The sequence below is a fragment of the Crossiella sp. S99.2 genome, from assembly GCF_023094165.1.
Lineage (GTDB): Bacteria > Actinomycetota > Actinomycetes > Mycobacteriales > Pseudonocardiaceae > Crossiella.
In genome coordinates this window covers 291819-316227 of sequence record NZ_JALMDK010000005.1, presented here as the reverse complement: position 1 = coordinate 316227, position 24409 = coordinate 291819, and the positions used below count along the sequence as shown (strand labels likewise).

General features: G+C 71.1%; 23 protein-coding genes. 10 read left to right on the top strand and 13 right to left on the bottom strand.

Going from position 1 to position 24409, the window contains the following annotated elements:
• The first annotated feature begins 171 nt into the window (after positions 1-171).
• The 4 genes from MZC64_RS21175 (at position 172) to MZC64_RS21160 (ending at position 4694) form a co-directional block, all read left to right on the top strand.
• Positions 172-978, top strand: coding sequence for an IclR family transcriptional regulator (locus MZC64_RS21175; protein WP_247758633.1), 807 nt, complete (start codon positions 172-174; stop codon positions 976-978).
• Between the two features lie 67 nt (positions 979-1045).
• Positions 1046-1870, top strand: coding sequence for an NAD(P)-dependent oxidoreductase (locus tag MZC64_RS21170; protein ID WP_308301049.1), 825 nt, complete (start codon positions 1046-1048; stop codon positions 1868-1870).
• Positions 1867-3381, top strand: coding sequence for an aldehyde dehydrogenase (NADP(+)) (locus MZC64_RS21165; protein WP_308301048.1), 1515 nt, complete (start codon positions 1867-1869; stop codon positions 3379-3381). Before MZC64_RS21170 ends, MZC64_RS21165 begins: the two co-directional genes overlap by 4 nt.
• 119 nt (positions 3382-3500) lie before the next feature.
• Positions 3501-4694 carry an RtcB family protein gene (locus MZC64_RS21160; RefSeq protein WP_247758634.1) on the top strand — a complete coding sequence of 398 codons (1194 nt, stop codon included), beginning with the start codon at positions 3501-3503 and terminating at the stop codon, positions 4692-4694.
• A gap of 71 nt (positions 4695-4765) precedes the next feature.
• On the opposite strand, the gene MZC64_RS21155 is transcribed toward MZC64_RS21160, so the two are convergent.
• Genes MZC64_RS21155 through MZC64_RS21135 form a run of 5 tightly spaced genes read right to left on the bottom strand, consistent with a single transcriptional unit; the run spans position 4766 to position 8105 of the window.
• Positions 4766-5524, bottom strand: coding sequence for an SGNH/GDSL hydrolase family protein (locus MZC64_RS21155; protein WP_247758635.1), 759 nt, complete (start codon positions 5522-5524; stop codon positions 4766-4768).
• Positions 5521-5928, bottom strand: a complete 408-nt coding sequence (locus MZC64_RS21150) for a PIN domain-containing protein (protein WP_247758636.1) — start codon at positions 5926-5928, stop codon at positions 5521-5523. Before MZC64_RS21150 ends, MZC64_RS21155 begins: the two co-directional genes overlap by 4 nt.
• Positions 5921-6166, bottom strand: a complete 246-nt coding sequence (locus MZC64_RS21145) for an antitoxin (protein WP_247758637.1) — start codon at positions 6164-6166, stop codon at positions 5921-5923. The genes MZC64_RS21150 and MZC64_RS21145 overlap by 8 nt, the downstream gene beginning before the upstream one ends.
• A 32-nt stretch (positions 6167-6198) precedes the next feature.
• The gene (locus MZC64_RS21140; RefSeq protein ID WP_247758638.1) at positions 6199-6846 is read right to left on the bottom strand and encodes a response regulator transcription factor; all 648 of its coding nucleotides are present in this window, start codon (positions 6844-6846) and stop codon (positions 6199-6201) included.
• Positions 6843-8105 (bottom strand): histidine kinase, encoded by a 1263-nt coding sequence (locus MZC64_RS21135; RefSeq protein WP_247758639.1) that lies wholly within the window; start codon positions 8103-8105, stop codon positions 6843-6845. Before MZC64_RS21135 ends, MZC64_RS21140 begins: the two co-directional genes overlap by 4 nt.
• Before the next feature lie 155 nt (positions 8106-8260).
• Between MZC64_RS21135 and MZC64_RS21130 the strand changes: the two genes are divergently transcribed.
• The 4 genes from MZC64_RS21130 to MZC64_RS21115 all read left to right on the top strand — a co-directional run bounded on the left by MZC64_RS21130 (position 8261) and on the right by MZC64_RS21115 (position 12986).
• A complete protein-coding gene (locus MZC64_RS21130; protein WP_247758640.1) occupies positions 8261-8677 on the top strand; it encodes a hypothetical protein in 417 nt (138 codons plus the stop codon).
• Between the two features lie 183 nt (positions 8678-8860).
• Positions 8861-10603 carry a hypothetical protein gene (locus tag MZC64_RS21125; protein ID WP_308301046.1) on the top strand — a complete coding sequence of 581 codons (1743 nt, stop codon included), beginning with the start codon at positions 8861-8863 and terminating at the stop codon, positions 10601-10603.
• Positions 10600-11844 (top strand): aldehyde dehydrogenase family protein, encoded by a 1245-nt coding sequence (locus MZC64_RS21120; RefSeq protein WP_247758642.1) that lies wholly within the window; start codon positions 10600-10602, stop codon positions 11842-11844. Before MZC64_RS21125 ends, MZC64_RS21120 begins: the two co-directional genes overlap by 4 nt.
• The gene (locus MZC64_RS21115) at positions 11838-12986 is read left to right on the top strand and encodes an MFS transporter (RefSeq protein WP_247758643.1); all 1149 of its coding nucleotides are present in this window, start codon (positions 11838-11840) and stop codon (positions 12984-12986) included. Before MZC64_RS21120 ends, MZC64_RS21115 begins: the two co-directional genes overlap by 7 nt.
• Here the strand turns inward: MZC64_RS21115 and MZC64_RS21110 are convergent.
• The 6 genes from MZC64_RS21110 to MZC64_RS21085 are packed head-to-tail and all read right to left on the bottom strand — an operon-like array spanning position 12952 to position 18426.
• Positions 12952-13749, bottom strand: coding sequence for an ABC transporter permease subunit (locus tag MZC64_RS21110; RefSeq protein ID WP_247758644.1), 798 nt, complete (start codon positions 13747-13749; stop codon positions 12952-12954). The genes MZC64_RS21115 and MZC64_RS21110 overlap by 35 nt on opposite strands.
• Positions 13727-14527: a 2-aminoethylphosphonate ABC transporter permease subunit gene (locus tag MZC64_RS21105; protein WP_247758645.1), complete on the bottom strand. Its 801-nt coding sequence runs from the start codon at positions 14525-14527 to the stop codon at positions 13727-13729. The genes MZC64_RS21110 and MZC64_RS21105 overlap by 23 nt, the downstream gene beginning before the upstream one ends.
• The gene (locus tag MZC64_RS21100; protein ID WP_247758646.1) at positions 14524-15594 is read right to left on the bottom strand and encodes an ABC transporter ATP-binding protein; all 1071 of its coding nucleotides are present in this window, start codon (positions 15592-15594) and stop codon (positions 14524-14526) included. The genes MZC64_RS21105 and MZC64_RS21100 overlap by 4 nt, the downstream gene beginning before the upstream one ends.
• A complete protein-coding gene (locus MZC64_RS21095) occupies positions 15591-16619 on the bottom strand; it encodes a 2-aminoethylphosphonate ABC transporter substrate-binding protein (protein ID WP_247758647.1) in 1029 nt (342 codons plus the stop codon). Before MZC64_RS21095 ends, MZC64_RS21100 begins: the two co-directional genes overlap by 4 nt.
• A gap of 11 nt (positions 16620-16630) precedes the next feature.
• Positions 16631-17314 carry a phosphonatase-like hydrolase gene (locus tag MZC64_RS21090; protein WP_308301044.1) on the bottom strand — a complete coding sequence of 228 codons (684 nt, stop codon included), beginning with the start codon at positions 17312-17314 and terminating at the stop codon, positions 16631-16633.
• The gene (locus MZC64_RS21085) at positions 17311-18426 is read right to left on the bottom strand and encodes a TIGR03364 family FAD-dependent oxidoreductase (protein WP_247758648.1); all 1116 of its coding nucleotides are present in this window, start codon (positions 18424-18426) and stop codon (positions 17311-17313) included. The genes MZC64_RS21090 and MZC64_RS21085 overlap by 4 nt, the downstream gene beginning before the upstream one ends.
• Positions 18427-18735: 309 nt before the next feature.
• Between MZC64_RS21085 and MZC64_RS21080 the strand changes: the two genes are divergently transcribed.
• Both MZC64_RS21080 and MZC64_RS21075 read left to right on the top strand, forming a co-directional pair.
• A complete protein-coding gene (locus MZC64_RS21080; RefSeq protein WP_282105639.1) occupies positions 18736-20019 on the top strand; it encodes an FAD-dependent monooxygenase in 1284 nt (427 codons plus the stop codon).
• 164 nt (positions 20020-20183) lie between these two features.
• The gene (locus tag MZC64_RS21075) at positions 20184-20909 is read left to right on the top strand and encodes an alpha/beta fold hydrolase (RefSeq protein WP_247758649.1); all 726 of its coding nucleotides are present in this window, start codon (positions 20184-20186) and stop codon (positions 20907-20909) included.
• Here the strand turns inward: MZC64_RS21075 and MZC64_RS21070 are convergent.
• Both MZC64_RS21070 and MZC64_RS21065 read right to left on the bottom strand, forming a co-directional pair.
• On the bottom strand, positions 20896-21663 hold the full coding sequence (locus MZC64_RS21070) for a GntR family transcriptional regulator (RefSeq protein ID WP_247758650.1): 768 nt from the start codon (positions 21661-21663) through the stop codon (positions 20896-20898). The genes MZC64_RS21075 and MZC64_RS21070 overlap by 14 nt on opposite strands.
• 20 nt (positions 21664-21683) lie before the next feature.
• Positions 21684-24404, bottom strand: coding sequence for a bifunctional GNAT family N-acetyltransferase/acetate--CoA ligase family protein (locus tag MZC64_RS21065; RefSeq protein WP_247758651.1), 2721 nt, complete (start codon positions 24402-24404; stop codon positions 21684-21686).
• Positions 24405-24409 lie beyond the last annotated feature (5 nt).

Genomic DNA, 24409 nt, shown 5'->3' with positions numbered 1-24409 from the left:
CTCCCTCAACTTCGGCGGTGGGTTCACCCGAACTGCCCTCTGGACAGATTCGTTCAGATATGTGAATCTGAGTCGTACTTGTGAACCTTGTTGCGGGACTGTAAAAATCAGGCCGTGCCCCTGTCAAGAGGGCGGCACGGGAGAAGAACCCGATTGGACCTGGAGGCCGAGATGACGGAAGCCGTCAAGGACGCCGCGGTCGCCCCCACCCGGCCGGCGGCGGTCAAGTCCGCCGACCGCACGGTGGAGCTGCTGGAGGTCCTGGCCTCCTTCGACCGCAGGCTGACGCTCACCGAGCTACACCGCGAGCTGAGTTACCCCAAGTCGAGCCTGTACATGCTGCTCCAGACGCTGGTGGCGCGCGGCTGGGTCGAGGTGGAACCGGACCGCGGCACCTACGGGATCGGCGTGCGCGCACTGCTGGTCGGCACCTCCTACCTGGATCACGATCCCGTGGTGCGCACCGCCATCCGGGTGATGGAGCAGGTGCGGCAGGAGATCAACGAGACCGTGCACCTCGCCCGCCTGGAAGGCGACGACGTGGTGTACCTGGCCAGCCGCGAGTCCGAGCACCACCTGCGGGTGGTCTCCAGGGTCGGTCGCCGGCTGCCCGCGCACAGCACCGCGCTGGGCAAGGCGCTGCTCTCGGCCCGCCCGGCCGCCGACGCCGCCGCGCTGGTGCCGGACACGATCGCCCCGCTGACCGCGAACACGGTCACCGACCGGGACGCGCTGCTGGCCCAGCTGGAGGACTTCCGCCGGGTCGGCTACTCCTTCGAGCGCGAGGAGAACACCCCCGGCCTGGGCTGTTTCGCGGTCGCGCTGCCCTACCGCAACCCGGTCACCGACGCGATGAGCTGCTCGGTGCCGGTCGCCCGGCTCACCCCCGAGCACGAGAAGCAGATCGTGGACGCGCTGCTGGGCGCGGCCCGCACCCTCACCGAGCTGCTCCGCCAGCCCGGTCTCACGCCGCTGTGAGCCGCACCGCCATCGGCGAACAGTCCATTTTGGACAGTCAAAAACAGGACGCACGAAGGGTCTCGGAGTGACCGAACGCATTCTGATCACCGGCGCGGCCGGTGGCGTGGGCACGCTGATGCGGCCCCGCCTGGCCCGCGACGGCCGCATCCTCCGGTTACTGGACATCGCCGAACTGCCACCGGCGGGTGACGGTGAGGCGGTCGAGCTGGTGACGGCCTCGGTGACCGACATGGCGGCGATGGAGGCGGCCTGCGCCGGCGTGTCCGCGGTGATCCACCTCGGCGGGCACAGCCTGGAGCGGGTGTGGGCGGACATCCTCGATGTCAACATCAACGGCACGTACACCGTGTTCGAGGCGGCCCGGCGGCAGGGCGTGCCCCGGGTGGTCTTCGCCAGTTCCAACCACGCGGTCGGCTTCGCGCCGCGCTCGGACGGCGAGGTGGCCGGGAACGCGTTCCCGCGCCCGGACACCAACTACGGCGTGAGCAAGGTGGCCGGTGAGGCCATCGCCAGCCACTACGCCGACCGGTACGGCCTGGACGTGCTGTGCGTGCGCATCGGTTCCTGCTTCGAGCGGCCGAAGGACCTGCGCATGCTCTCCACCTGGCTCTCCCCCGCTGACGGGGCAAGGCTTTTCGAGGCGTGTCTGTCCACTCCGGACCCCGGCTTCCGGGTGCTGTGGGGCGTCTCGGACAACACCCGCCGCTGGTTCTCCCTGGCCGAGGCCAAGGCGATCGGCTATGTCTCGCAGGACGATTCCGAGGCGCACGCGGCGGAACTGATCGCCGAGCACGGCGAGCCGGACGTCAGCGCGTCACCGCACCACCTCGTCGGCGGCATCTGGTGCTCGCCCGACTACGACACCGCGAAGAAGGAGGCCGGACGGTGACCGTCCAGGGCGTGCAGGGCTACAACCCACGGACCGGTGGGACCTACCGCGAGCCGGTGCCGGCCACCCCGCCGGCCGAGGTCGACCGGCTGGCCAAGGCCGCGGCCGAGGCGTTCCCGGTGCTGTCCGGACTGACACTGGCCCAGCGGGCCGAACTGCTGGAGCAGATCGCGGACGCGCTGGACGCGACAAGCGAGACGCTGATCGAGATCGCGGACACCGAGACCGCGCTCGGCGTGCCCCGGCTGACCGTGGAACTCAAGCGCACCACCAACCAGCTCCGGCTGTTCGGCGAGGTGCTGCGCGAGGGCAGCTACACCGAGGCCACCATCGACTCGCCCAACCCGGACATCATCCCGCCGCGGCCCAACCTGCGCCGGATGCTGCAGCCGCTGGGCCCGGTCGCGGTGTTCTCGGCCAGCAACTTCCCGTTCGCCTTCTCGGTGGCCGGCGGCGACACCGCCTCCGCGCTGGCCGCGGGCTGCCCGGTGCTGGTGAAGTCGCATTCGGCGCACCCCAACACCTCGGTGGCCACCGCCGCCGTGCTGATCGAGACCATCGCCGCGGCCGGGCTGCCCGCCGGGGTGTTCAACATCGTCTACAGCACCCCGGCCGGTTCGCAGCTGGTCAAGCACCCCGCGATCAAGGCGGTCGGCTTCACCGGGTCCACCGGTGGCGGGCGCGCGCTGTTCGACCTGGCGGTCGGGCGGCCGGATCCGATCCCGTTCTACGGCGAGCTGGGCAGCGTGAACCCGACGGTGATCCTGCCGGGCGCGGCGGCCGCACAGACCGAGGAACTGGCCACCGGCTTCGCCGCCTCGCTGACCATGGGCGTGGGCCAGTTCTGCACCAACCCCGGCCTGGTATTCGTGCCGGAGTCCATTGTGGACGCACTTGGCAAGGCGGTCGGCGGGGCCAACGGCGGGGCCATGCTCACCGCCCGCATGCGCGACTCGTATGAGTCCACTGTGGACGGACTGTCCGCGCGGGACGCGGTCGAGCTGGTCGCGGTCGGCGAGGCGCCCGAGGGCGGCTGGACCGTGGCGCCGCGGCTGTACCGCACCACGGTGGCGAACTTCGCCGCCGATCAGGCCAAGCTGAGCGAGGAGTGCTTCGGCCCGGCGGCCATCGCGGTCACCTACTCCGATCCGGCCGAGCTGCTGCCGGTGCTGGCCAAGCTGGAGGGCACGCTCACCGCCACCGTGCACGCCGCCGACGGCGATCACGACGCGGCGGGCGCACTGTCCACTGTGCTCGCCCGGATCGCCGGCCGGCTGGTGTTCAACGCCTGGCCGACCGGGGTCGCGGTGAGCTGGGCCCAGCACCACGGCGGTCCGTGGCCCGCCACCACCTCCGCACTGCACACCTCGGTGGGCGCCACCGCGATCCGCCGCTGGATCGCGCCGGTGACCTACCAGTCCTGGCCGGACGCGCTGCTGCCGGTGGAACTCCAGGACGCCAACCCGCTGGGCATCCCGCGCCGCCGGGACGGGGTGCTCGGCACGCACTGAACGCCCGCACGGAAACACAGTGAGCCAGGCCCGGTTCGCGCGGTGACCCCGACCCCGCGTGAACCGGGCCTTTCACTTATTCGGGAGCGGTTTCCGCGCGCCGCCCCTAGCCTGGGCGCATGGCACAGAAGTCGTTCCAGGGAGACGTGATCCCTGGTAAGCAGGTCGACATCCGCATGTGGACCAAGGCCAATGAGGTCGAGGGCCAAGCGATGCAGCAGCTGCAGAACATCGCCGCGCTGCCCTGGGTGTTCAAGCACGTCGCCGTCATGCCGGATGTGCACTATGGCAAGGGCGCCACGGTCGGTTCGGTCATCGCCATGCAGGGCGCGGTGTCCCCGGCGGCGGTGGGCGTGGACATCGGCTGTGGGATGACCGCGGTCCGAACCTCCTTGCGTGCCAACGATCTGCCCGACGACCTCCGTGCGCTGCGGTCCGGGATCGAGAAGGTGGTGCCGGTCGGTTTCGGCATGCACCGCGACATCGCCTTCGGTGACCAGGACGCCACCGACTGGGACTCGTTCTGGTCCGGCTTCGACAACCTGACCGAGGCGGTCAAGGCCGAGACCAAGCGGGCACTGTTGCAGATGGGCACCCTCGGCGGCGGCAACCACTTCCTGGAGGTTTGCCTGGACGAGGACGACCAGGTCTGGCTGATGCTGCACTCGGGCTCCCGCGGGATCGGGAACCTGTTGGCGCAGTACCACATCAGCGTGGCCCGCGGGCTCGCGCACAACTCCGAGCTGCCGGACCCGGACCTCGCCGTGTTCCTGGCCCAGACCCCGGAGATGGCGGCCTACCGGCACGACCTGTACTGGGCGCAGGACTACGCACGCCGGAACCGCTCGGTGATGATGCGGCTGGCCTGCACCGTGCTGGCCAAGCAGTTCCCGCAGGTCGCCTTCGAGGAACCGATCTCCTGCCACCACAACTACGTCGCCGAGGAAACCCACTTCGGCGCGGACCTGCTGGTGACCCGCAAGGGCGCGATCCGGGCGGGCCAGGGCGACCTGGGCATCATCCCGGGTTCGATGGGCACCGGTTCCTACATCGTCCGCGGGCTGGGCAACCCGGACTCGTTCTGCTCGGCCAGCCACGGCGCCGGCCGGCGGATGTCCCGGAACCAGGCCCGCAAGCGGTTCACCGCCCAGGACCTGGCCGAGCAGACCGCGGGCGTGGAATGCCGCAAGGACTCCGGCGTGGTCGACGAGATCCCGGCGGCCTACAAGGACATCAACAAGGTCATCGCGAACCAGGCCGACCTGGTCGAGGTGGTCGCCAAGCTCCGCCAGATCATCTGCATCAAGGGCTGACCCACCGAGTTGGGCCAACTCGTACGCCCGGTTTGCCCAAGTGGGCGTACCGGTTGGCCCAACTCGTACGGTCAGGTGGCGGGGAGCAGGCGGTAGGCCGGGAGTTTGGCGACCCGGCCGTCGCCGCTGCTCTGGCCGCGCAAGCGGCGGATCAGCCAGGGCAGCAGGAAGGTGCGCAGCCAGCGCAGGTGGTCGGGGTCGGGCTGTTCGGCGCCGTCGACCGCCACCGCCGGGGCCAGTCCGTCCAGCGCGGCCAGCGCCGCCGCGGCCATCGCCTCGTGCGCGATCGGCCCCGGGTGCAGCCGGTCCTCGGCCCAGGCGGCCATGCCGGCGGGGGTCATCGCGGCCAGGTCCAGGCACAGCAGGCCGTGCCGGTGCGCCGCGGCGGTGATCACCGCGTTCATCCGGGTGATCCGGGTGTCCATCCGCCGCCGCAGCGCCTGCGGCAGCGGCGCGAACAGGCCGGGCGCGGGAATGGTCGAGGTCAGCACCACCGCACCGGTCACCCGCAACCCGCTGAACAGCGCGTTCAGGTCGGCGGCGAACTCCAGTGGGTCCAGACCGGGCCGGATCACGTCGTTCATCCCGACCACCGCGGTCACCAGATCCGGCCGCAGCTCCTGGGCCGCGGTGAGCTGGCTGTGCAGGATGCGCCGGGTGGTCAGCCCACGCACGGCCAGGTTCGCGTAGCGCACCTCGCCCTGCCGGGCCGCGATCGCCTCGGCCAGCCGGTCCGCCCAGCCGCGGAACCCGCCGTCGCCGTCCGGGTCGCCGAGTCCCTCGGTCACGCTGTCGCCCACGGCGACGAACCTCTGCCACCGGGTGCTCACCCCACCACCTCCACCTTGCAGGGCAGGCCATGGGCGTTGGCCAACTTCGAGTCGGCGGTGAGCAGCGGCACGTCCAGCGCGGCGGCCAGCGCGACGTACAGCGCGTCGTAGAAGCTCACCGAATGCCGCAGCTGCCAGGCGAGCTGAGCGATCGGGCCGGTGTGTGGATAACGGTGGTCGACCAGCTGGGACGCCCCGGTGAGCACGGTCTGGCCCATCTCCGCCGAGATCAGTCCCTTCCTGGCGTGCTTGCGCAGCGCCTGGCCGACCTCGGCGTCAACCAGGTGCGGGGCGTGGCAGGTGGCATCGCGCAGTCGCTGCCGCAGCTCGTGCAGGTCAGGCAGGATGAGCGTGTTGACCAGCGCCGAGGCGTCCGCGACGAGGTCTTGACCTCCCCTATTCACCACGCGACTCCCGGATCGCGGCCACGGTCTCGGCCACGGTGGGCAACCGGATACCTGGCGGATAGTTCGCGATCATCGCCTCGATCCCGTCCATCACCTCATCCTTGGGACGGCGCTTCACCATCTTGATCAGTTCCTCTCGCATGTACGCCTGCAGGGACATGCCGGCCACCTGAGCCCTCTTGCGGAGCGCCTCGTAGGTCTCATCCGGCACGTCGCGGATCTGGATGGTCGCCATAGCGCTACTTTAGCGCTACTCCGCCGCCAATATCACCGCGGGGTGATGAACCCGGACTCATAGGCCGCGATCACCGCCTGGGTGCGGTCCCTGGCCTGCAGTTTCGCCAGCACGTTGCCGACGTGGGTCTTCACCGTCTGCAACCCGACGAACAGCTTCTCCGCGATCTCGGCGTTGGACAGCCCGGTGGCCATCAGCCGCAGCACCGCCTCCTCGCGTTCGGTGAGCTGCGCCCTGGCCAGGGTGTCCTCGGCCCGCCTGCTGTGGTGCTCGGCGGCCAGGGCCCGGATCGCGGTCGGGAACAGCAGGGTGTCCCCGCCGGCCACGATCCGGATCGCGTGCACGATCTCCTCCGGCCGGGCCCGCTTGAGCAGGAAACCGCTGGCGCCCACCCGCAGCGCGTCGTAGACGTACTCGTCGTTCTCGAAGGTGGTGACCACCAGGATCTTGGGTGGTTCGGCCACCGTGTCCAGCAGGTGCCGGGTGGCCTGGATGCCGTCCACCGCGGGCATCCGCACGTCCATCAGCACCACGTCCGGGCGCAGCCGGTGCACCAGTCCTGGCACCTCGGCCCCGTCGGCGGCCTCGCCGAGGACCTCCAGATCGGGTTCGGCGTTGATGATCGCGCGCAGTCCGGCCCGGATCAGGTCCTCGTCGTCGACCAGCAGCACCCCGGTCATGAGCCGGCCGCCCGCATCGGCAGGGTGGCCGCGACCCGCCACAGCCCGTCGCACTCCCCCGCGGTCAGGGTGCCGCGCAACACGGTCACCCGTTCCCCGATACCGCGCAGGCCGCGCCCGCCACCGTGTCCGCGACCGGACGGCCGCTCCCCCAACGGGTTGGTCATCTCCAGCTCCAGGTTGTCCGCGCGCACGAGCAGCCGCAGGGTGACCGGCACCTTGCCGGCGTGCCGCATCGCGTTGGTGAGTCCTTCTTGGACGATCCGGTACGCCTCCCTGGACACGGCTTTGGGCACGCGGTCCAGGTCGGGTTCGAGTCGGGCGTCGATGTCCACCCCGGCCAGCCGGGTGCTGCGCAGCAGACCGTCCAGGTCGGCCAGGGTGGGTTGCGGCGCGGTGCTGCCGCCGGATTCCTCGCGCAGGATGCCCAGCACGTGGTCCAGGTCGGCCAGCGCGCTGCGGGCGGCCTCCTCGATCGCGCCGAGCGCGGCCCTGGCGAACTCCCGGTCGGTGTCCAGCACCCGCCCGGCGGCCGCGGCCTGGATGGTGACCACGCTGAGCGCGTGCCCGACCGAATCGTGCAGCTCGCGGGCCAGCCGGTTGCGCTGGGCCAGCCGCTCGGCAGTGCGCTCCAGCTCGGCCAGCCGTTCGGCGGGGGTCGGGCCGAGGAAGAACCCGGCCAGCCGGGCCATGATCTCGCCGACCCCGGCCACCAGGTACACCGCGATCAGGGCCAGGCCGAGCGCGACCAGCGGCGCCCACCACTTGTCCGGGCCGCCCTGCAGCGGGATCACGTCGAGGATGAGGTAGGTGGAGTACCGGCTGAACGGCAGGGTGAACGCGCCGACCAGGAACACCGGGATGATCAGCGTCAGCAGGCTGACCAGGAATCCGGTGATCAGGTGGATCAGCAGCCAGCCCGCGACCCGCAGCCGCGCCCACGGCGAGCGCAGCCCGCTGGAGAGGTCGGTGACCTGGATGCCGAGCAGGGTGCGCACCGCGGTGGTCTCCAGCACGCCGAGCGCCGGGATGAGCGTGGTCAGCAGCAGGGTGGCCATGGCGAAGAAGACCGAGAGGGTGGCCAGCGTCCAGCCCTGCGGGATCGGCAGCACCACGAAGTCGCGCAGCAGCTCGGCCACCGCGGTGCCCGCGATGAAGTACGGGGTCAGCAACGCGCCGCCGAGCACGAGGTAGATCCACCGCAACAGGGTGGACCTGCTCGTCAGCGGGGCGAGCAGCTTGCCGAGGACACCGGGCACGCGGACGATCCTGACAGGTCCGCCGCCCGCGCGGGCTCACTCCGGGGAGGCGTGGCCTTCCCCCGTGTGGGGGAGTTCGGTGGACCGGCGGCGGGATGCCCCGGACCAGGGGCTGCGGCAGGCTGGGGGCACACTACGAGCCGGAGGTGCCGATCATGCCGACGTCCCAGCGCGCGACCCGTGGCACCGCGTGGCTCGGCTACGCGGCGTGCGTGTGGGCGCTCGGGTTCGCGGTGATGGTGTTCCTGACCGACCGGTCCGCGCAGGACGGCTGGGGTCTGACCCTGTTGCCCACCGGCGATTCGCCGACGTTGTGGCTGCTCCAGCTCGCGGCGAGCCTGCTGATCCCGGCCGGCGGGGTGATCGCGCTGGCGCTGACCCAGCCCTGGGGCGCGAACTTCCCCCGGCCGCTGCTGCTGACCGTGGTGTGGACCGGCGCGGCGCTGGCCCTGGCCCAGGCCGGATACGGGATGTTCGGCTCGACCCGCTCGGATCCGTGGCAGACCGTCTGGTTCGTGGTGATGGGCCTGTTGCTGGCCACCACCGGGCTGCTGCACCGCCGCCCGCGGTGAGTCGTTTCACAGCCGCCAACTAAAGCAATTCTGGCTACTTACGCGATCTTAACACCCTTTTAACCTGATTTGTTCCATTTCGTCCGGATCACCGTGGCATGTCGGGTGGATTTCTTATACCAGTTCATTACCTTTCCGGTTTTACGGCACCCGCCGCAAGGCTTACACCGTTAGTGGGACGTCATGGACAGAACCGGTTCCCGCTGCGTAGGTTTTGAGACATCCCATCACCCCATCGCACAATTCCGGGGAGCAGGTCCGATGCCGCCACGAGACTGGTGCGTAACCGAGTCAGCGAAAGTAAGCGCGTTGCTGGAAACGCGCGGGGACACCACCGGCGAAGTCCTTTTCGGCGCCGGTTTCGGACCGTCCGGGTTACCGCATATCGGCACGTTGTGCGAGGTAGTGCGCACGAGCTTCGTTCAGCGAACGTTCGCTGAGACCACCGGCAGGCCGACCAGGCTGGTCCTGGTCTCCGATGACATGGACGCGTTGCGCACAGTCCCGGACGGCTTTCCGAACCGGGAACTGCTGACCCGGCACCTGGGCCTGCCACTGCATCGGGTGCCGGATCCATTCGAGCAGCATGAAAGCCTTTCCAGCGGAATCAACGCACGACTGCGCCGGGTGCTGGACACCTTCGAAGTCGAGTACGACCTGGTGTGCAGCTCGGCCGCGTATTCATCTGGTAAGTACGATGACACGATCCGTTCACTACTCGCGGACCTGGCTGGATGCAACGAACTGGTAGGCGCCTCGGTGGGTCCGGTACGCCGGGGTTCGTACAGCATTCTGATGCCGGTTTCGGCTTATACCGGCCGCGTCATCGAACACACCAGGGTCCTTTCGGTGGATCCGGTGGTGGGCTCGCTCACCTACGAGATCCCGGCCGATGTGATCATCCAGCGCCCCGGCCTGGACTACGGCGTCGAACCGCAGGAGTACTACGCGGGCGAGCCCATCGGCGAGCCGATCACGGTGTCCGCGCTGGGCGGCGCCTGCAAACTCCAGTGGAAGGCCGACTGGGCCATGCGCCTGCTCGCCCGCGGCGTGGCCTATGAGATGCACGGCGAAGACCTGGCCGCCTCGGCCCAGGTGGTCCGCCGGATCTTCGCCCGGCTGCGCCGCGAGCCACCGGTGCTGTTCGGCTACGGCCTGTTCACCGACGAACGCGGCCACAAGATCAGCAAGTCCCGCGGCAACGGCTTCTCGCTGACCGAGGCCCAGGACTACCTCACCCGGGAGGCCCTGCGCCTGTTGCTGTACCGGAAACCGCGCCGTCCCCGGCGGTTCGCCCCGGCCCTGGCCGCGCGGATCAACGACGCGGTGCGGCATGAACTCCGGCGCGCGGCCGACCCCGAGCGCGGCGCGGGCGCCCGGGTGCGGCTGCACCGGATCGGCGCGGGGGCAGGGGTGTCCGGGCCGGGGTTCGGGAAGCTGGTGCGGATCCTCGATGCCTGCGCGCCGGTGGACTTCGCGGCGGCGGTGGAGTTCGCCCGGCGGTACTTCGCCGAGGTGGACCACGAGCTGCTGGTGAAGGCGTGGCACTTCCACGACGCCCGCCGCCCACTCGCCGCCGCCCCACCCCCCGCTCACCCGGCCAACACCGCCGCCCCGTCCGCCTCTCGCCCTCACGATGGCACCGGGGTCCCCTGGCTCCCCACTCCCGCGCACACCGCCCTGCTCCAGCGGGTCGCCGAGGTCATCGAGCTGGCCCCGCCCGCCGAACTAGGTATCCGGCTCGGCCTGCTGCTCACCGTCTCCCCGCTCGGCAAGCCCGCCGCCTGTCGAACCCTCTACCTGGCCCTGCTCGGCCGGCCGCACGGCCCGCGGCTGGCCACCTGGATCCGGATCACCGGACCCAAGCGCACGCTCCGGCTGTTGCGCGAGACCCTCGCCCGCACCGAACAAGGTGGTTCGCCGTGACCGTCACCACTGCCCCTGTGTCCACTGTGGACTTCCCGGAGATCCGGCAGCGCGCCGCCTGTTTCGCCGCCGAGCTGCGCGAGCGCACCGAGGAGATCGTGCGCAGCCTGTCCGGTTACCAGTGCGCGAACGTCGCCCTGGACGAGATCGAGCGCTCGGTGGAGTTCCTGGACAACCTGCACCACAACCGCGAGTACTTCCAGGGCCGCATCCAGGGGGTGACCAGTTTCCTGCCGCTCAACCAGCCGCTGTACGCCACCGTGTGCTTCGGCGTCATCCCGTCGCTGCTGGCCGAGGACGCCGCGCTGCGCCCGCCGACCGTGATGCACCCGCACTACCGCCAACTCGCCGACGTCCTGGACCTGCCGCGCTACTTTCCCAACCTTCGAGTGTCCTATCAGGACCGTGAGGTGTTCGTGGCGCAGCGGGCCCGGCGCACCGACGCGGTGGTGTTCACCGGGTCCCCGGACAACGCGGCCAAAGTCCGGCGGCTGTTCCTGAAGCGGACCCTGTTCATCCTCAACGGTTCCGGGCACAACCCCCTCGTGATCACCGAGTCCGCGGACCTGGAACGCGCGGTGGACAGCGCGTTGCGGGTGGTGCTCTACAACCAGGGTCAGGACTGCGCCGGGCCCAACGCGATCCTGGTGCACCGGGACCGGCTGGCCGAGTTCCGCTCGGCGCTGGTGCTCCGGCTGCGGGGTCTGGAGCATCGCGTCGGCCCCTACGCCGATCCGGACAACCTGGTCGGCCCGAACAGCGATCCGGACCACCCGCTCAAGCTGATCCGGATGTTCAAGGAGGACCGGGAGTTCTGCGTGTACGGCGGCGAGGTCAACCCGGTGAGCGGCCTGATCCGGCCGACGGTGTTCGAGAAGGATCTCGCGCTGGGCGGCAACTTCCAGGAGTTCTTCGCCCCGGTGTTCTACCTCCAGCCCTACGACTCCGACGCCAGCCTGGCGCGCTACTTCACCGACCACCGCTACCGGCAGAACGCCATGTACATCTCACTGTTCGGCACCAGCCCGTACGTGGACTCGCTGCTGGACACCCCGCTGCACGAGCCGGATTCCATTCTGCGCGACACCGATCTGCACCTGACCGAGAAGGGTTACCTGCCCTACGGCGGCCAGGGTCCGGCGGCCTCCTGCCGGTATGTGGACGGGGAGCGGGTGCCGGGCGCGACCTCGCCGCAGCGGGACATCTACCAGCATCTCGTGGCGCCGCGGCTGGCATGCTGAGCCGCCGCTGGGAACCGGTCGCCGCGGTCAGCACGGTCGCGGTGGTCGGCCTGGCCACCGGACTGGCGATCCCGTTGGTGTCACTGCGGCTGGCCGCGGCGGGGGCCTCCGGCACGGTGATCGGCGCGGCCGCCGCGCTGCCCGCGCTGGGCATCCTGTTCGCGGCTCCGCTGACCGGTCCGCTCACCCGGCGGTGGCCGGTGAGAACGGTGCTGCTGGGCGCGTTGGCGCTCTCCGCGCTGAGTTTGCTGCTGCTCACCACGACCGCGGAGCTGTCCGCCTGGCTGGTGTTGCGGTTCACCGTGGGCGCGGCGGCCGGGATCCTGCTGGCACTGGGCGAGACCTGGATCAACGAGGTGGCCGCGGACGGGGTGCGCGGGCGCTGGGTCGCGGTGTACACCTCGGTGTTCACCCTCTGCCAGGTCTCCGGGCCGGGATTGCTGGCCTGGCTGGGTTCCAGCGGGTCCGGGCCGATCCTGGTCACGGTGGCCGCGCACCTGCCGGGTGCGCTGCTGCTCACGCTGACCCGGTGCGAGGTCGGCGTCGGGCACCAGGAACGGTCGTTCGGGCTGCTCGGCTTCGCCCGCGCGGCGCCGGTGATCGTGCTGGCGGTGCTGATGTTCTCCTTCTTCGACAGCGTGGTGCTCGCGTTGTTCCCGTTGTACGGCATGGCCTACGGGCACCCGGAGCAGATCGCGGTGCTGCTGGTCGGCGCGGTCTTCGCCGGGGACGCGCTACTCCAGGTGCCGCTGGGCTGGCTGGCCGATCGGGTGGACCGGGGCATGCTGCACCTGACCTGCGGGGTGGTGGTGCTGGTGCTGGCCTTGGGTTTGCCGGTGCTGATGCCGCATCCGGTGCTGCTGTGGCCCGCGCTGGTGCTGCTCGGTGGCGCGGCGGGCGGGGTCTACACCCTGGGCCTGGTGCGGATCGGCGAGGGGTTCCGGGGCGCGGACCTGGTCACCGCGAACGCCTGCGCCACCACTGTCTGGGGCCTGGGCAGCCTCGCCGGACCGCCACTGGGCGGGCTCGCGGTGGAACTGCTGCGGCCGGACGGGCTGATGCTGGCGCTGGCCGCGGTGACCGGGTTGTTCCTGCTGTCCGGGCGGATCAGCGTTCCGCGCCACGGGGTTTCACCGCGCTGAGCCCGAACAGCCCGGCCACGGTGAGTGCCAGCAACAGCATGGTGCTCGCCGCGGCCAGGAACACCTCGCCGCGGTCGGTGTGCGCGAAGATGCTCACCGGCAGCGTGCGCCAGTCCGGCGGGTACAGCATGATCGTCGCGCCCACCTCGCCCATGGACAGCGCCAGGCCCAGCCCGGCCGCGCCGGACATCGCGGGCAGCAGCAACGGCAACCGCACCCGCCACAGCACCCGGCCCGGCCGCGCGCCCAGGCTGGCCGCGACCTGGTTCAGCGCCGGATCGGCCCGGTCCAGCGCGGCGGCCACCATGCTGTAGGCGAAGGGCAGCACGATCACCAGGTGCGCGATCAGCACGATCCACCGGGTTCCGTTGAGCAGCAACGGTTGCCGGCTGAACGCGACCAGCAGGGCGAGGCCAACCACCACCGAGGGCACCGCGATCGGCAGGTGCAGCACCAGGTCCACGAACCGGCGCGGGATCCGCGGCAGACTCCGCACCACGACCGCACCCCAGGTGCCCAGCAGCACCGCGGCCACTGAGGCGAGCGCCGCGGTTTGCAGGCTCACCACCGCGCTGGCCAGTCCGTCGCCGGAGACCGCGGTGGCCAGATGATCGGCGGTGTACCCGTCCGGCAGCACGCTGTTCCAGCTGCTCGCGATCGCGGCCAGCACGATCATCGCCAGCGGGGCCAGCACGATCACGCCGAAGAGCACGGCGAACAGCAGCCACAGAATGATCCGGCTACGCCTTGTCCAGACCAACACGGTCCGCTCCCGTCCTGCTGAAGACCCAGCGGTAAAGACCATAGAGAGCAAGGGAAAGTGCCACGTTGACCACCGCGACCACGCTGGCCTGCGGGAAGTCGAAGGTGACGATGCCCTTGGTGTAGACCAGCATCGGCAACGTCACCACGTCCTTGGCGCCGACGAAGAGCACGATGCCGAACTCGTTCATGGTGAGCAGCAGGGTGAGGCAGGCCCCGGCGGCCAGCGCGGGCCGGGCCTCGGGCAACACCACTCGCCACAGCACCCGCCACGGCCGCGCGCCCAGGCTGGCGGCCACGTCCAGCTGCGCGCCGGAGACCTGCCGGAACGCGGCCAGCGCGGGCCGCAGCACGAACGGGGTGTAGAAGGTGATCTCGGCGAGCAGCACTCCCCAGGGCGTGTACAGGAAATCCAGGGTGCCCTGGCCGAGGATCGCGTTGAGCACGCCCGCGCTGCCGTAGAGGAAGGTGAAGGACAGCGCGATCAGGAAGGACGGGAACGCGAGCACCGCGTCCACCAGCCTCGCCGCCAGTCCCGCCCCGGGGAACGGCGCGAAGGCCAGCACCAGGGCCAGGAAAGTGCCCAGCAGCAGACAGCCGGAGGTGGCGCAGACCGCGAGCAGCACGGTCCGCCACACCGCGCGGCCGAACTCGGCGGAGGCGAACACCTCCGCCCAGGCGTCGCCGGTGAAGGACTGCTGGGCCAGCAAGACCAGGGGGTAGACGAAGAAGCCGAGCACCACCAGCAGCGGCGGCAACAGCCACAGCAACCGTTTCACCAGGTGCCTCCGGCCGGGACCAGCGGGCAGCCGTCGGCCACGGTCACCCCGACCCGCTCACCGAGTGCGGGCAGTCCGTCCATTGTGGACACTTCGGCGCGGGCCAGGCCGAGGCCGTCGAGTTCCAGATCGAGCCGGAATCCGTTGCCGCGCCACTGCACGCCGACCAGGCGGGCGGGCAGGCCGCCGGCCGTCTCGGCGTGCACCGCGATCCGGTGCGGGCGCACGCCCAGGGTGGCCTCCTGGCCGACCAGCATCGTGCCGGTGGTCTGTGCGCGCAGGGTCAGCGAACCCAGCCGGACCTGTGCGCCGGCGTCCGCGCCGATGTCGAGTACCCGCACCGGGAGCAGGTTGGCCGAGCCGAGGAAGGAGGCGGTGAACGCCGAGGGCGGCCGCTGGTACAGCTCGCGGGCCGGGCCGATGTCGACCAGCCTGGCATCGCGCATGACCGCGATCCGGTCGGCCAGCGCGAGTGCCTCGCCCTGGTCGTGGGTGACGTGGATGATCGCGGTGTCCGGCAGTTCGGCGCGCAGCCGCAGCAGTTCGGCGATCATGTCCTCGCGCAGTGCGGCGTCCAGCGCGGACAGCGGTTCGTCCAGCAGCAGCACCGGCGGCCGGATGGCCAGTGCGCGGGCAATGGCGATCCGCTGCTGCTGCCCGCCGGAGAGTTCGCGCGGGTAGCGGTCCCGGAACGCGGCCATACCCACGAGATCGAGGACCTCGGTGACCCGGCGTTCGATCTCCTTGCGTCCGGTGCGGCGGGCGCGCAGGCCGAAGGCCACGTTGTCGAAGACCCGCATGTGCGGGAACAGCGCGTAGCTCTGCACCACCACGCCGAGGCCGCGCCGGTGCGGCGGCAGCTCGGTGACGTCCTCACCGCCGAGGAAGACCCGGCCGCCGCTGGGCCGCAGGAATCCGGCGATGGCCTTGAGCGCGGTGGACTTGCCCGAGCCGGAGGGGCCGAGCAGGGCGAGGGTCTCGCCGACCGCGACCTCCAGGTCGAGTCCGGCCAGCGCCACCGTCCGTCCGAAGTGGACACTCACCTGTTCCAGGCGGACCGCGCTCATCGGCCGACTGCCTTGCCGTAGGCGGCCAGGTCGGCGTCCAGGCGGGTCAGCACCGCGTTCCAGTCCGGCTGCCAGAGGTCGACGCCGTCGAGTTCCGCGCTGATCCGGGTGGCCAGTTCGCCCTCGGCCTTGATGTCGGCGCGGCCCGGCGTGCCGAAGCTCTCCGGCGCGGTGCGCTGCACCTCGGCGGAGAACAGGAACTCCAGCAGTTTCTTGCCGGACTCGCTGTGCGGGGCCTGCGCGGCCAGCCCGGCGTGGTACGGGATGGCGAAGGTGGACCGCTTTCCGGTCTGGTCGGCCGGGAGGAAGATCCGCATGTTGGCCTTGTCGTTGTTGATCAGTGCCAGGTTCATCTGCAGGTCGCCGTTGGCCGCGTGCAGTTCGCCCTTGGCCACCTTGGGTTGCAGCTTGCCGGTGGAGGAGGACGGGCCGACGTTGTTGGTTTCCAGGCGCTTGAGGTAGTCCAGGGCGCCCTGGGCGCCGAGCACGTGCTGGAGCTGCAACAGCACCGCGGTGCCGTCCCCGGCCTGGCCGGGGGTGGAGTACTGGAGCTTGCCCTTGAACCGCGGGTCCAGGAGGTCGTCCCAGGTGCGCGGGGCGGGTTTGGCGTGGTCGGGGTTGTAGACCATGACCAGGTAGTTGTTGATCATCGCCGCGTACCGGTTGCCCGGGTCGCGGGCGTCGGCCGGGACCTGGTCCGCGCCCGGGATCCGGTGCTCGGCAAGCAGGTTCTGCTGGGCGGCGCGCTGTACGAACGGCGGCAGCGTGACCAGCACGTCGGCCTGCGGGTTGGCGCGTTCCTTCTCCATCCGGGACACGATCCCGCCGGAGCCCTCCTCCACCACATTGACCGCGATGCCGGTCTTCTTGGTGAACTCGGCGAAGCGCTTGGCGTACCAGTCCTTGAGGCCGTCGGCGCTGTAGACGACGACGGTGTCAGTGCCGCTGCCGCCCGCGGTGCCGCCACAGGCGCTACCGACGGCGAGCAGGGTCAGGGTGATGGCGGCGGCCAGCAACCGGCGCATGGTGTTCTCCCTCAACGGCTTGGGCTGATCAGCAGATCGGGTAGGTCACGGACGGAGTCGAGCACGTGGGTGGCCCCGGCGGCGGTGAGCGCTGCGCGGTCGTGCGCGCCGGTGAGCACCCCGGCCACCACGCCCGCACCCGCGCGGAGTCCACTGTGGACATCAGCGGTGGTGTCGCCGACCACGGCGACCTGGCGGACGTCCTCGATGCCCAGCCGCAGCACCGCGGTGAGCACCAGGTCGGGATAGGGCCTGCCGCGCCCGGCTTCGGCGGGGGTGAGGCTGAGGTCGACCAGGCCGGCCCAGCCCAGTCCGGCCAGCAGCCGGTCCCGGGTGGGCGCGGCGAACCCGGTGCCCAGGGCGACCTTGATCCCGTTGTCCCGCAGGCGGGTGATGGCCTCGGCCGCGCCGGGCACCGGGTCGCAGTGCCCGGCGTCGACCAGGTCGGCGTATGCCTGCTCGAAGGCCTCGTTGGCGGTCTGGGCGCGATCTTCATCGCCGTCGAGCAGCGCGCGGAAGACGGTGATCTTGGATTCGCCCATGGTGCGGCGCACGTAGTCGAGCATGCCGGGGTAGGCGGGCGCGTCCGGTTCGACGCCGACCGCGCCGACCGCGGCGGTGAACGCGCGTTCGACCAGTCCGCCGTCGAGCACGGTGGTGCCCGCCATGTCCAGCACTGCCAAGGTGATCGTCACAGTCCGGCCTCCAGCGCGGTGGTTTCGGCGATCGCGGGCGAGCAGGTCATGCCCCGCCCGCCGGGTCCGGCGATGACCCAGGCCCGGTCGGTGAGCCGGGCCCGGTGCACGATCTCGCCGGTCAAGCTCTGCGCGTACACCCCGGCCCAGCGCCGCCGGATCGGCGGAAGTGCCTGTCCCAGCAGGGATTCGCTGACCTCGCGCAGGTACTCGTAGGGTGCTTCGTCGGTGTCGAACGGGAACGGTTCCTCGTACCCGTGCGTGTCACCGATGGTCAGTCCGCCGTCGCGGCGCTGCACGACCAGCAGCTGCATGGCGTGTTCGGCGGCCACCGGCGCCTGGGGCTGATTGGCGCGCAAGGCTTCCAGCGCGGGACCGGCGTAGGCGGGGTAGTAGCGCAGGCTGTCCGCGTCGGCCACCGCGGTCGGGAAGTCCGCGCCGAGCGGTTCGGTCTGCATCATCTGCAACCGCACCCGCCGCAACGGCAGTTCCCCGGCCACCTCCCGCGCCAGTCCGCCGAGCTGCGCGCCGGTGCACAGCAGCACCAGATCGGCCTCGTGCCGCTGCCCGTGATCGTCCCGGACCCCGGTGGCGGTCAGCTCGCGCACCTCGCGGCCGGGCAGCCAGGTGTAGCGCCCGGTGGCCTGGAGGTGCCGGCGCAGCGCGGGTTGCGCGGTCCGCGGCTCCACCGCCCCGTCCTTCTCGCACCACAGCGCGGCCAGGAACTCTCCGCGCAGCGCCGGGTTGCGCAGCCGGGCCTGCTCCGGGTCGAGCAGGGTGGTGCCGCGCTGGGTCGCGGCGGCGGAGGCGGCGAACGCCTCGGCCACAGCCAGTTCGGCGTCGGTCCGCAACACGGTGAGCGATCCGGCCGCCCGGAACCCGAGCCCCGGCACCTCGACACCCAGCCGCTCCCACAGTTCCCTGGCGCGCAGCGCGGTGGCCAGTTCCGCGCCCTCGGACCGCCCGCTCACCCAGACCAGGCCGAAGTTGCGCACCGAGGCGCCCCTGGCCTCGGCCTCGCGTTCGAGCTGGATGACGTCATGGCCTCGGGAGAGGGCCTGCCAGGCGTGCATGGTCCCCAGCACGCCGCCGCCCACGATCAGTACTCGCACCGGGCACACGCTTGTCGGCGCAACCGAACAGCCCGGGACCATCAGCCCAACCAAGGGTGAACTCCCAGGTAAAGATGAACTAGACCAGTTATCAGCCCGTTACCAAGGCAATCGGGGTGCCCACGAGCTGGGTGTCCTTTCCGGGTGAAGTTGGCGGTGTTCGGGGGTAGCTGGCGGGGAGCGTGGGCGCGATTTCGGCCGTACCGATGAGTTTTGTGCGGATCCGTGGTCGGTACGACTGGGCACACCGACAGCGGTGGTCCTGTGCTGGGCACGTTCCAGCGCGGGAGGAAGCACAGGGAGGCAGTGATGGGCGTCGACGACTCCGAGCACAAGCGCACGATCCGGACGGGCGAGCAGGGGACGCGGGTGAGCGGTCCCAGGGTGTTGGTGGCGGGGGCGAGCATCGCGGGACCCGCGCTGGCCCACTGGCTGCACCGACGGGGGGCCGAGGTGACCGTGGTGGAACGGGCTTCCGAGCTGCGTCCCGGCGGGCAGGCGGTGGACGCGCGCGGGGTCGCCAAGGAGGTCATCGGGCGCATGGGGCTGGACGCGGCGGTCCGCGCGGCGTGCACCGACACCGCCGGCGCGCACACCGTGGACGCGGACGGGCAGGTGCTGGAGACCTTCCGCGTGGACGACGACGGTGGCGACGGGTTCATCGCGGACATCGAGATCCTGCGCGGGGACCTGTCCCAGGTGCTCTACGACGACACCCGCGACGGCGTCGAGTACATCTTCGGCGACCGGATCGCCGAGCTCGCCCAGGACGCGGACGGGGTCGACGTGGTCTTCGCGGGCGGCGACCGGCGGCGCTTCGACCTGGTGGTCGGGGCCGACGGGCTGCACTCGGCGCTGCGGGCGATGGTCTTCGGGCCGCATGAGCGGTTCCTCCGCCACCTCGGGCACGTGCTGGCCTTCTACAGTGTGCCCAACGAGTTCGGGCTGGACCGCTGGCTGCTCGAATACCAGGAGTCCGGGCGCTCCGCCCTCCTGCGGCCCATCCAGGACGCCACCCGGGCGATGGCCATGTTCTACTTCGCCTCGGCTGACTTCGACGTCGACTACCGTGACGTCGCGGCCCAGAAGCGCCTGCTGCGTGAGCGAATGGCGGGCCTGGGCTGGCTGGCCCCGGACATCCTCGCGCACCTGGACGACACCCCGGACTTCTACCTCGACCAGGTCGCCCAGGTGGTGCTGGACCGCTGGTCGAGCGGACGGGTGGGCCTGCTCGGGGACGCGGCGTTCAGCTCGTCGCCGATGTCCGGGCAGGGCACCGGGCTGGCTCTGGTCGGCGCCTACCTGCTGGCCGGAGAGCTGGCCGCCGCCGAGTGGGACCCCGACACCGGGTTCGCCCGCTACGAGGCGCGGATGCGCTCGTTCGTCGAGGCCAACCAGGAGATCGGCCGATTGAACGCCCGCAGCCGCGAGGCCCCCGGGCCAGACGCCGAGCCGAGCCCCGATTTCGCCGGCGAATGGTTCACCGAGCTGGTCGGGCGCGCGATCAACGGCATCGAGCTGCCCGACTACGCGGGGGTGCCGGACTCCGCGGCCCCGGCCGGATCGCCGATCACCTCATCAGCCAAGCCGTAGGTGTCACCTGACGTGTCGAGCGGGACCACGGTTCGGTAGGACACCGCCGGAGGACCTCCGCTCATGCCGCAGGGTGCGCATTGAGCGCCCGTTCGGCGGCCACGCCACGTTCCGATGAGACGGTATTGACTCTCACAGGGATGTCAGGGTTTACCGTCGCGATCATGACCCGCCATACCGTCCTGCTGGCCCACGGCGTCGGCAGCACCATCGAGGACAGCTTCGGCCCGATCCTGGACACCCTCGCCCGCGAGCACACCGTCATCGCCCAGGACTACCCCGGCTCCGGCGCCACCCCGCCCGAGCCGCTCACCCTGGACAGCCTGGCCGACCGCCTGGTCGCCGGGGTCGAGGGCCCGTTCACCGTGCTCGGTTTCTCCACCGGCACCGCGGTGGCCGTGCGCATCGCCACCCGGCACCCGGACCGCGTCAACGGACTGATCCTCACCGCCGGTTTCGGCTATCCCGAGCCGCACCTCCGCCTGGCCATCAACGTCTGGCGGCGGCTGATCGAGTCCGGCGATCAGACCGCGCTGGCCGAGTACCTGACCCTGATCTGCCACAGCACCGACTACCTCGCCACCGCCGACGTGCCCGCCCTGGTGAGCGAGGTGGCCAAGTGGCTGGCCCAGGACCCGATCCCGGGCGCGATCGCGCAACTGGACATGGCCCTCGACGTCGACGTGCGGCCCGACCTGCCCGGTGTCCGGGTGCCCACACTCGTGCTCCCGGCCCGCGGCGATGTGCTGTGCACGCCAGGGCATTCCCGGGTGCTCGCCGCCGGCATCCCCGGGGCGCGGCTGGCGGAGCTGGACTGCGGGCACGCGGTGGCCGAGGAGAACGGCGCGGCCTGGGCGGCGGAGGTGCTCGGGTTCCTCAGTGCGGTCTGAGGCGGGTGACGAAGCTGAACCGGTCGCCGCGGAACAGTGAGCGGACCCGTTCGATCGGGTTGCCGTGCTGATCCAGGGAGATCCGGTGCAGCAGCAGCATGGGCAGGGCCGGATTGGTGCCGATCAGCAACGCCTCCCGCGGGGTGGCCAGTACCGTCTCGACCCGTTCCTCCGCCTCGGCGAAGACCACGCCCAGCTGCTGCTGCAGGCAGGCGTAGAGCGATTCGGCCGGGTCGAAGACCTCCAGCAGCCCGGGATAACGCTCCTCGGGCAGGTAGGTCGACTCCAGGCCGACCCGCTCGTCGTCGGCCAGCAGCACCCGCTCGATGTGGATCACCGGCGCGCCCAGCTCCACCCGCAGGTCGATGGCCAGGCCGGCGTCAGCGGTGAGCCGTTCCATGGTGATCAGGTTGCGTCCTGGCCGCACGCCCTGGGCGCGCATGCCCTCGGTGTAGCTGGACAGCGACAGCGGCTGGCTCAGCTTGGGCGGCGCGATGCTGGTGCCGCTGCCGTGCCGCCGTTGCAGTTTGCCTTCCAGCACCAGCTCCCCCACGGCCTGCCGCAGGGTGACCCTGGACACGCCGAACCGTTCCGCCAGCTCGCGTTCGCTCGGCAGCATGGTGCCGGGGCCCAGCTCCTCGATCACCGCGCGCAGTTGGACCTTGACCGCGTAGTAACGAGGGATCCGCCCGTGTTCGGGGATCCCGTCGCGAACCGGTTCCCCGGCGCGGTGGGCAGGCTGGGCAGGTGGCATGTGATCAACCATATGTCCAGTCAGCGAAGTCGGCGCGGTCCACTGTCCGGTCGGGACGGTGGCGGGCCGAGGCAGGCGCGGGCACTGGTCACGAACGCGCCCGCGGCGGAGGCCAGCACCGGTTCCAGGGCAAGCGATCGGACCTCCGGCAGGTCCTCGGCCAGCGCGGCCACCCGGAGCACGATCCCGGCCAGCGCGTCCAGGTCGGCGGGCACGTCGCCGCGGTAGCCGGTGAGCAGTGGAGCCGCCTTGGGCGCGCGGACCAGGCTGTCCGCGTCCACGTCGGTGAGCGGCACGGCCCGGTAGGCGCGGTCGCCGAGCAGGTCACTGACCACTCCGGACAGTCCGAAGGAGACCAGGGTGCCGAAGGACGGGTCGTCCTGCAGGCCGATCACACAGGAAGCGCCCTTGGGGGCCATGGCCTGCACGTAGACCTCGTCGTTGGCGGAGACCTCGCGCAGGTCCTCATACGCCGAGCGGACCGCGTACCGGCCGGGCAGGTCCAGGCGCACGCCGACCAGGTCGCCGCGGTGCCGGAGGCGGGCGCTGGCGGACTTGAGCGCCACCGGGTAACCGATCTCGGTGGCGGCCTCGATCGCGGTGTCCACATCGGACACCACCCGGTAGGGCACGATCCGGATGCCGTAGCAGCCCAGCAGGTCCAGCACCTGCTCGTCGGTGAGCGGCACCTCCTCGGCAGTCACCCACTGCTCCACCAGCGCACGGGCCCGCGCCGGATCGATGTCCTCGGGGCGGGAGAAGTGGCCCTGGGGCGCGGATCGCCACTGCGCGTACCGGACCGCTCTGGACAGGGCGAGCACCGCGCGTTCCGGGCTCGGGTAGGAGGGCAGCGAGCCGGGTCCTGGCGCGCCGTCCGGTCCGGGCACGGCCAGCTCGGCCGGCACGCCTTCCACCGCCAGGAACGTGGACACCACAGGCTTTCGCGCCCCGCAGCCCTCGGAGACCGCTTCCCGCAGCGCCCGCGCGTAGGCGGTGCCCGGCACCGCCACCGGCGGGGCGAACACCGCGACCAGGGCGTCCACATCGTCCCGGCACACCGCCTCGCGGATGGCCTCGGCGAAGACCTCCGGCGCGGCCGACGGGCCGACGTCGATGGGCTCACAGGCCAGTTCCAGGCCCTGGGCGAGCGCGGAGTCGGCGGCGAGCATGCCCAGTGCCGAGGAGTTGCCGACGATGGCCACCCGCCCTCCGGCCGGCAGCGGCTGGTGGGCGAAGAGCAGTGCGGTGTCGAAGAGCTGGGCGAGGGACTCGACCCGGATCACCCCGGCCTGCTCGAACAGCGCCTGCACCGATGCCTCGTCGACCGCCACCGAGGTGAGCGCCAGCCCTGGCCGCACCGCGTGCCGCCCTGACTTGACCGCGATGATCGGTTTGGACCGGCCGAGCCTGCGGGCCAGCCTGCCGAACTTGCGCGGGTTGCCGAAGGATTCCAGGTACAGCAGCACCACATCGGTGGCCGGATCGGTCTCCCAGTACTGGAGCAGGTCGTTGCCGGAGACATCGGCCCGGTTGCCCGCGGAGACGAAGGTGGACAGCCCCAGTCCGCGGTCGGCGGCGGTGGCCAGGATGGCGCTGCCGAGTGCGCCGGACTGGCAGAAGAAGCCGGTGCGGCCGCGGCCGGGCAGGGTGGGCGCGAGGCTGGCGTTGAGCCGCACCGCCGCGTCCATGTTGACCACGCCGAGCGCGTTGGGCCCGACCACCCGCATGCCGTGCGCGCGGGCCTCGGTGACCAGCTCGCGCTGCCGGGTGGCGCCCTCGGCGCCGGTCTCGGCGAACCCGGAGCTGACCACGACCAGGGCCTTGACTCCCTTGGCCAGACAGGCGTCCATCACCTCGCCGACCTTGGCGGCGGGCACCGCGACCACCGCGAGGTCCACGTCGTCGGGGATGTCGAGCACCGTGGGGTAGGCGCGCACGCCGCGGACCGAGCGGTGCTCGGCGTTGACCGGGTAGACGGGTCCGGCGAAGTCGGCGACCAGGAGGTTGCTGAGCACGGCGTGGCCGACCTTGGCGTGGTCGGTGGAGGCGCCGATCACCGCGACCGAGCGCGGGTGCAGCAGGTTGTGCACGCTGCGCGCCTCGGCGGCCTGCTCCCTGGAGTGCGCGACGGCGAGTGACTCGGTGGTGGGGTCGATGGCGAATTCCAGGTGCAGCACGCCTTCGTCGAAGGCCCGGCTCACCTCGTAGCCGGCTTCCCGGAACACCCGCACCATCTGCCGGTTCTCCGCGAGCACCTCGGCCACGAACCGCCGCACCCCGACCTCACGGCCGGCCGCGGTGAGGTGTTCGAGCAGGATCGAGCCCAGGCCGCGGCCCTGGTGCGGGTCCTCCACCACGAAGGCGACCTCGGCCACCTCGCCGTCGGGCGACTGGGCGGTGACCGAGGATTTGATCAGCGCGGCCTTGCCGGTGCCGCTGAGCCGGTCGAACCGGCCCACCGCCAGGATGTCGTCGCCGAGCAGCGCGACCAGGGCCACCCGGTGCTGGTGGTCGACGGTGGTGAACCGTTTCAGGTCGCGGTCCGGGATGCGTGGGTACGGGCCGAAGTAGCGCAGGTAGCGGGTGCGCTCGGACAGCCTGCCGTGGAAGGCGCGCAGGCGTTCGGCGTCGTCGGGGGTGATCGGCCGCAGGTGCACCGTGCCGCCGTCGGAGAGCACGACGTCGGCTTCCCAGTGGCGCGGGTAGTCGTACGGATCCGGTTCAGACTCAGGCGCGCTCATCGGTC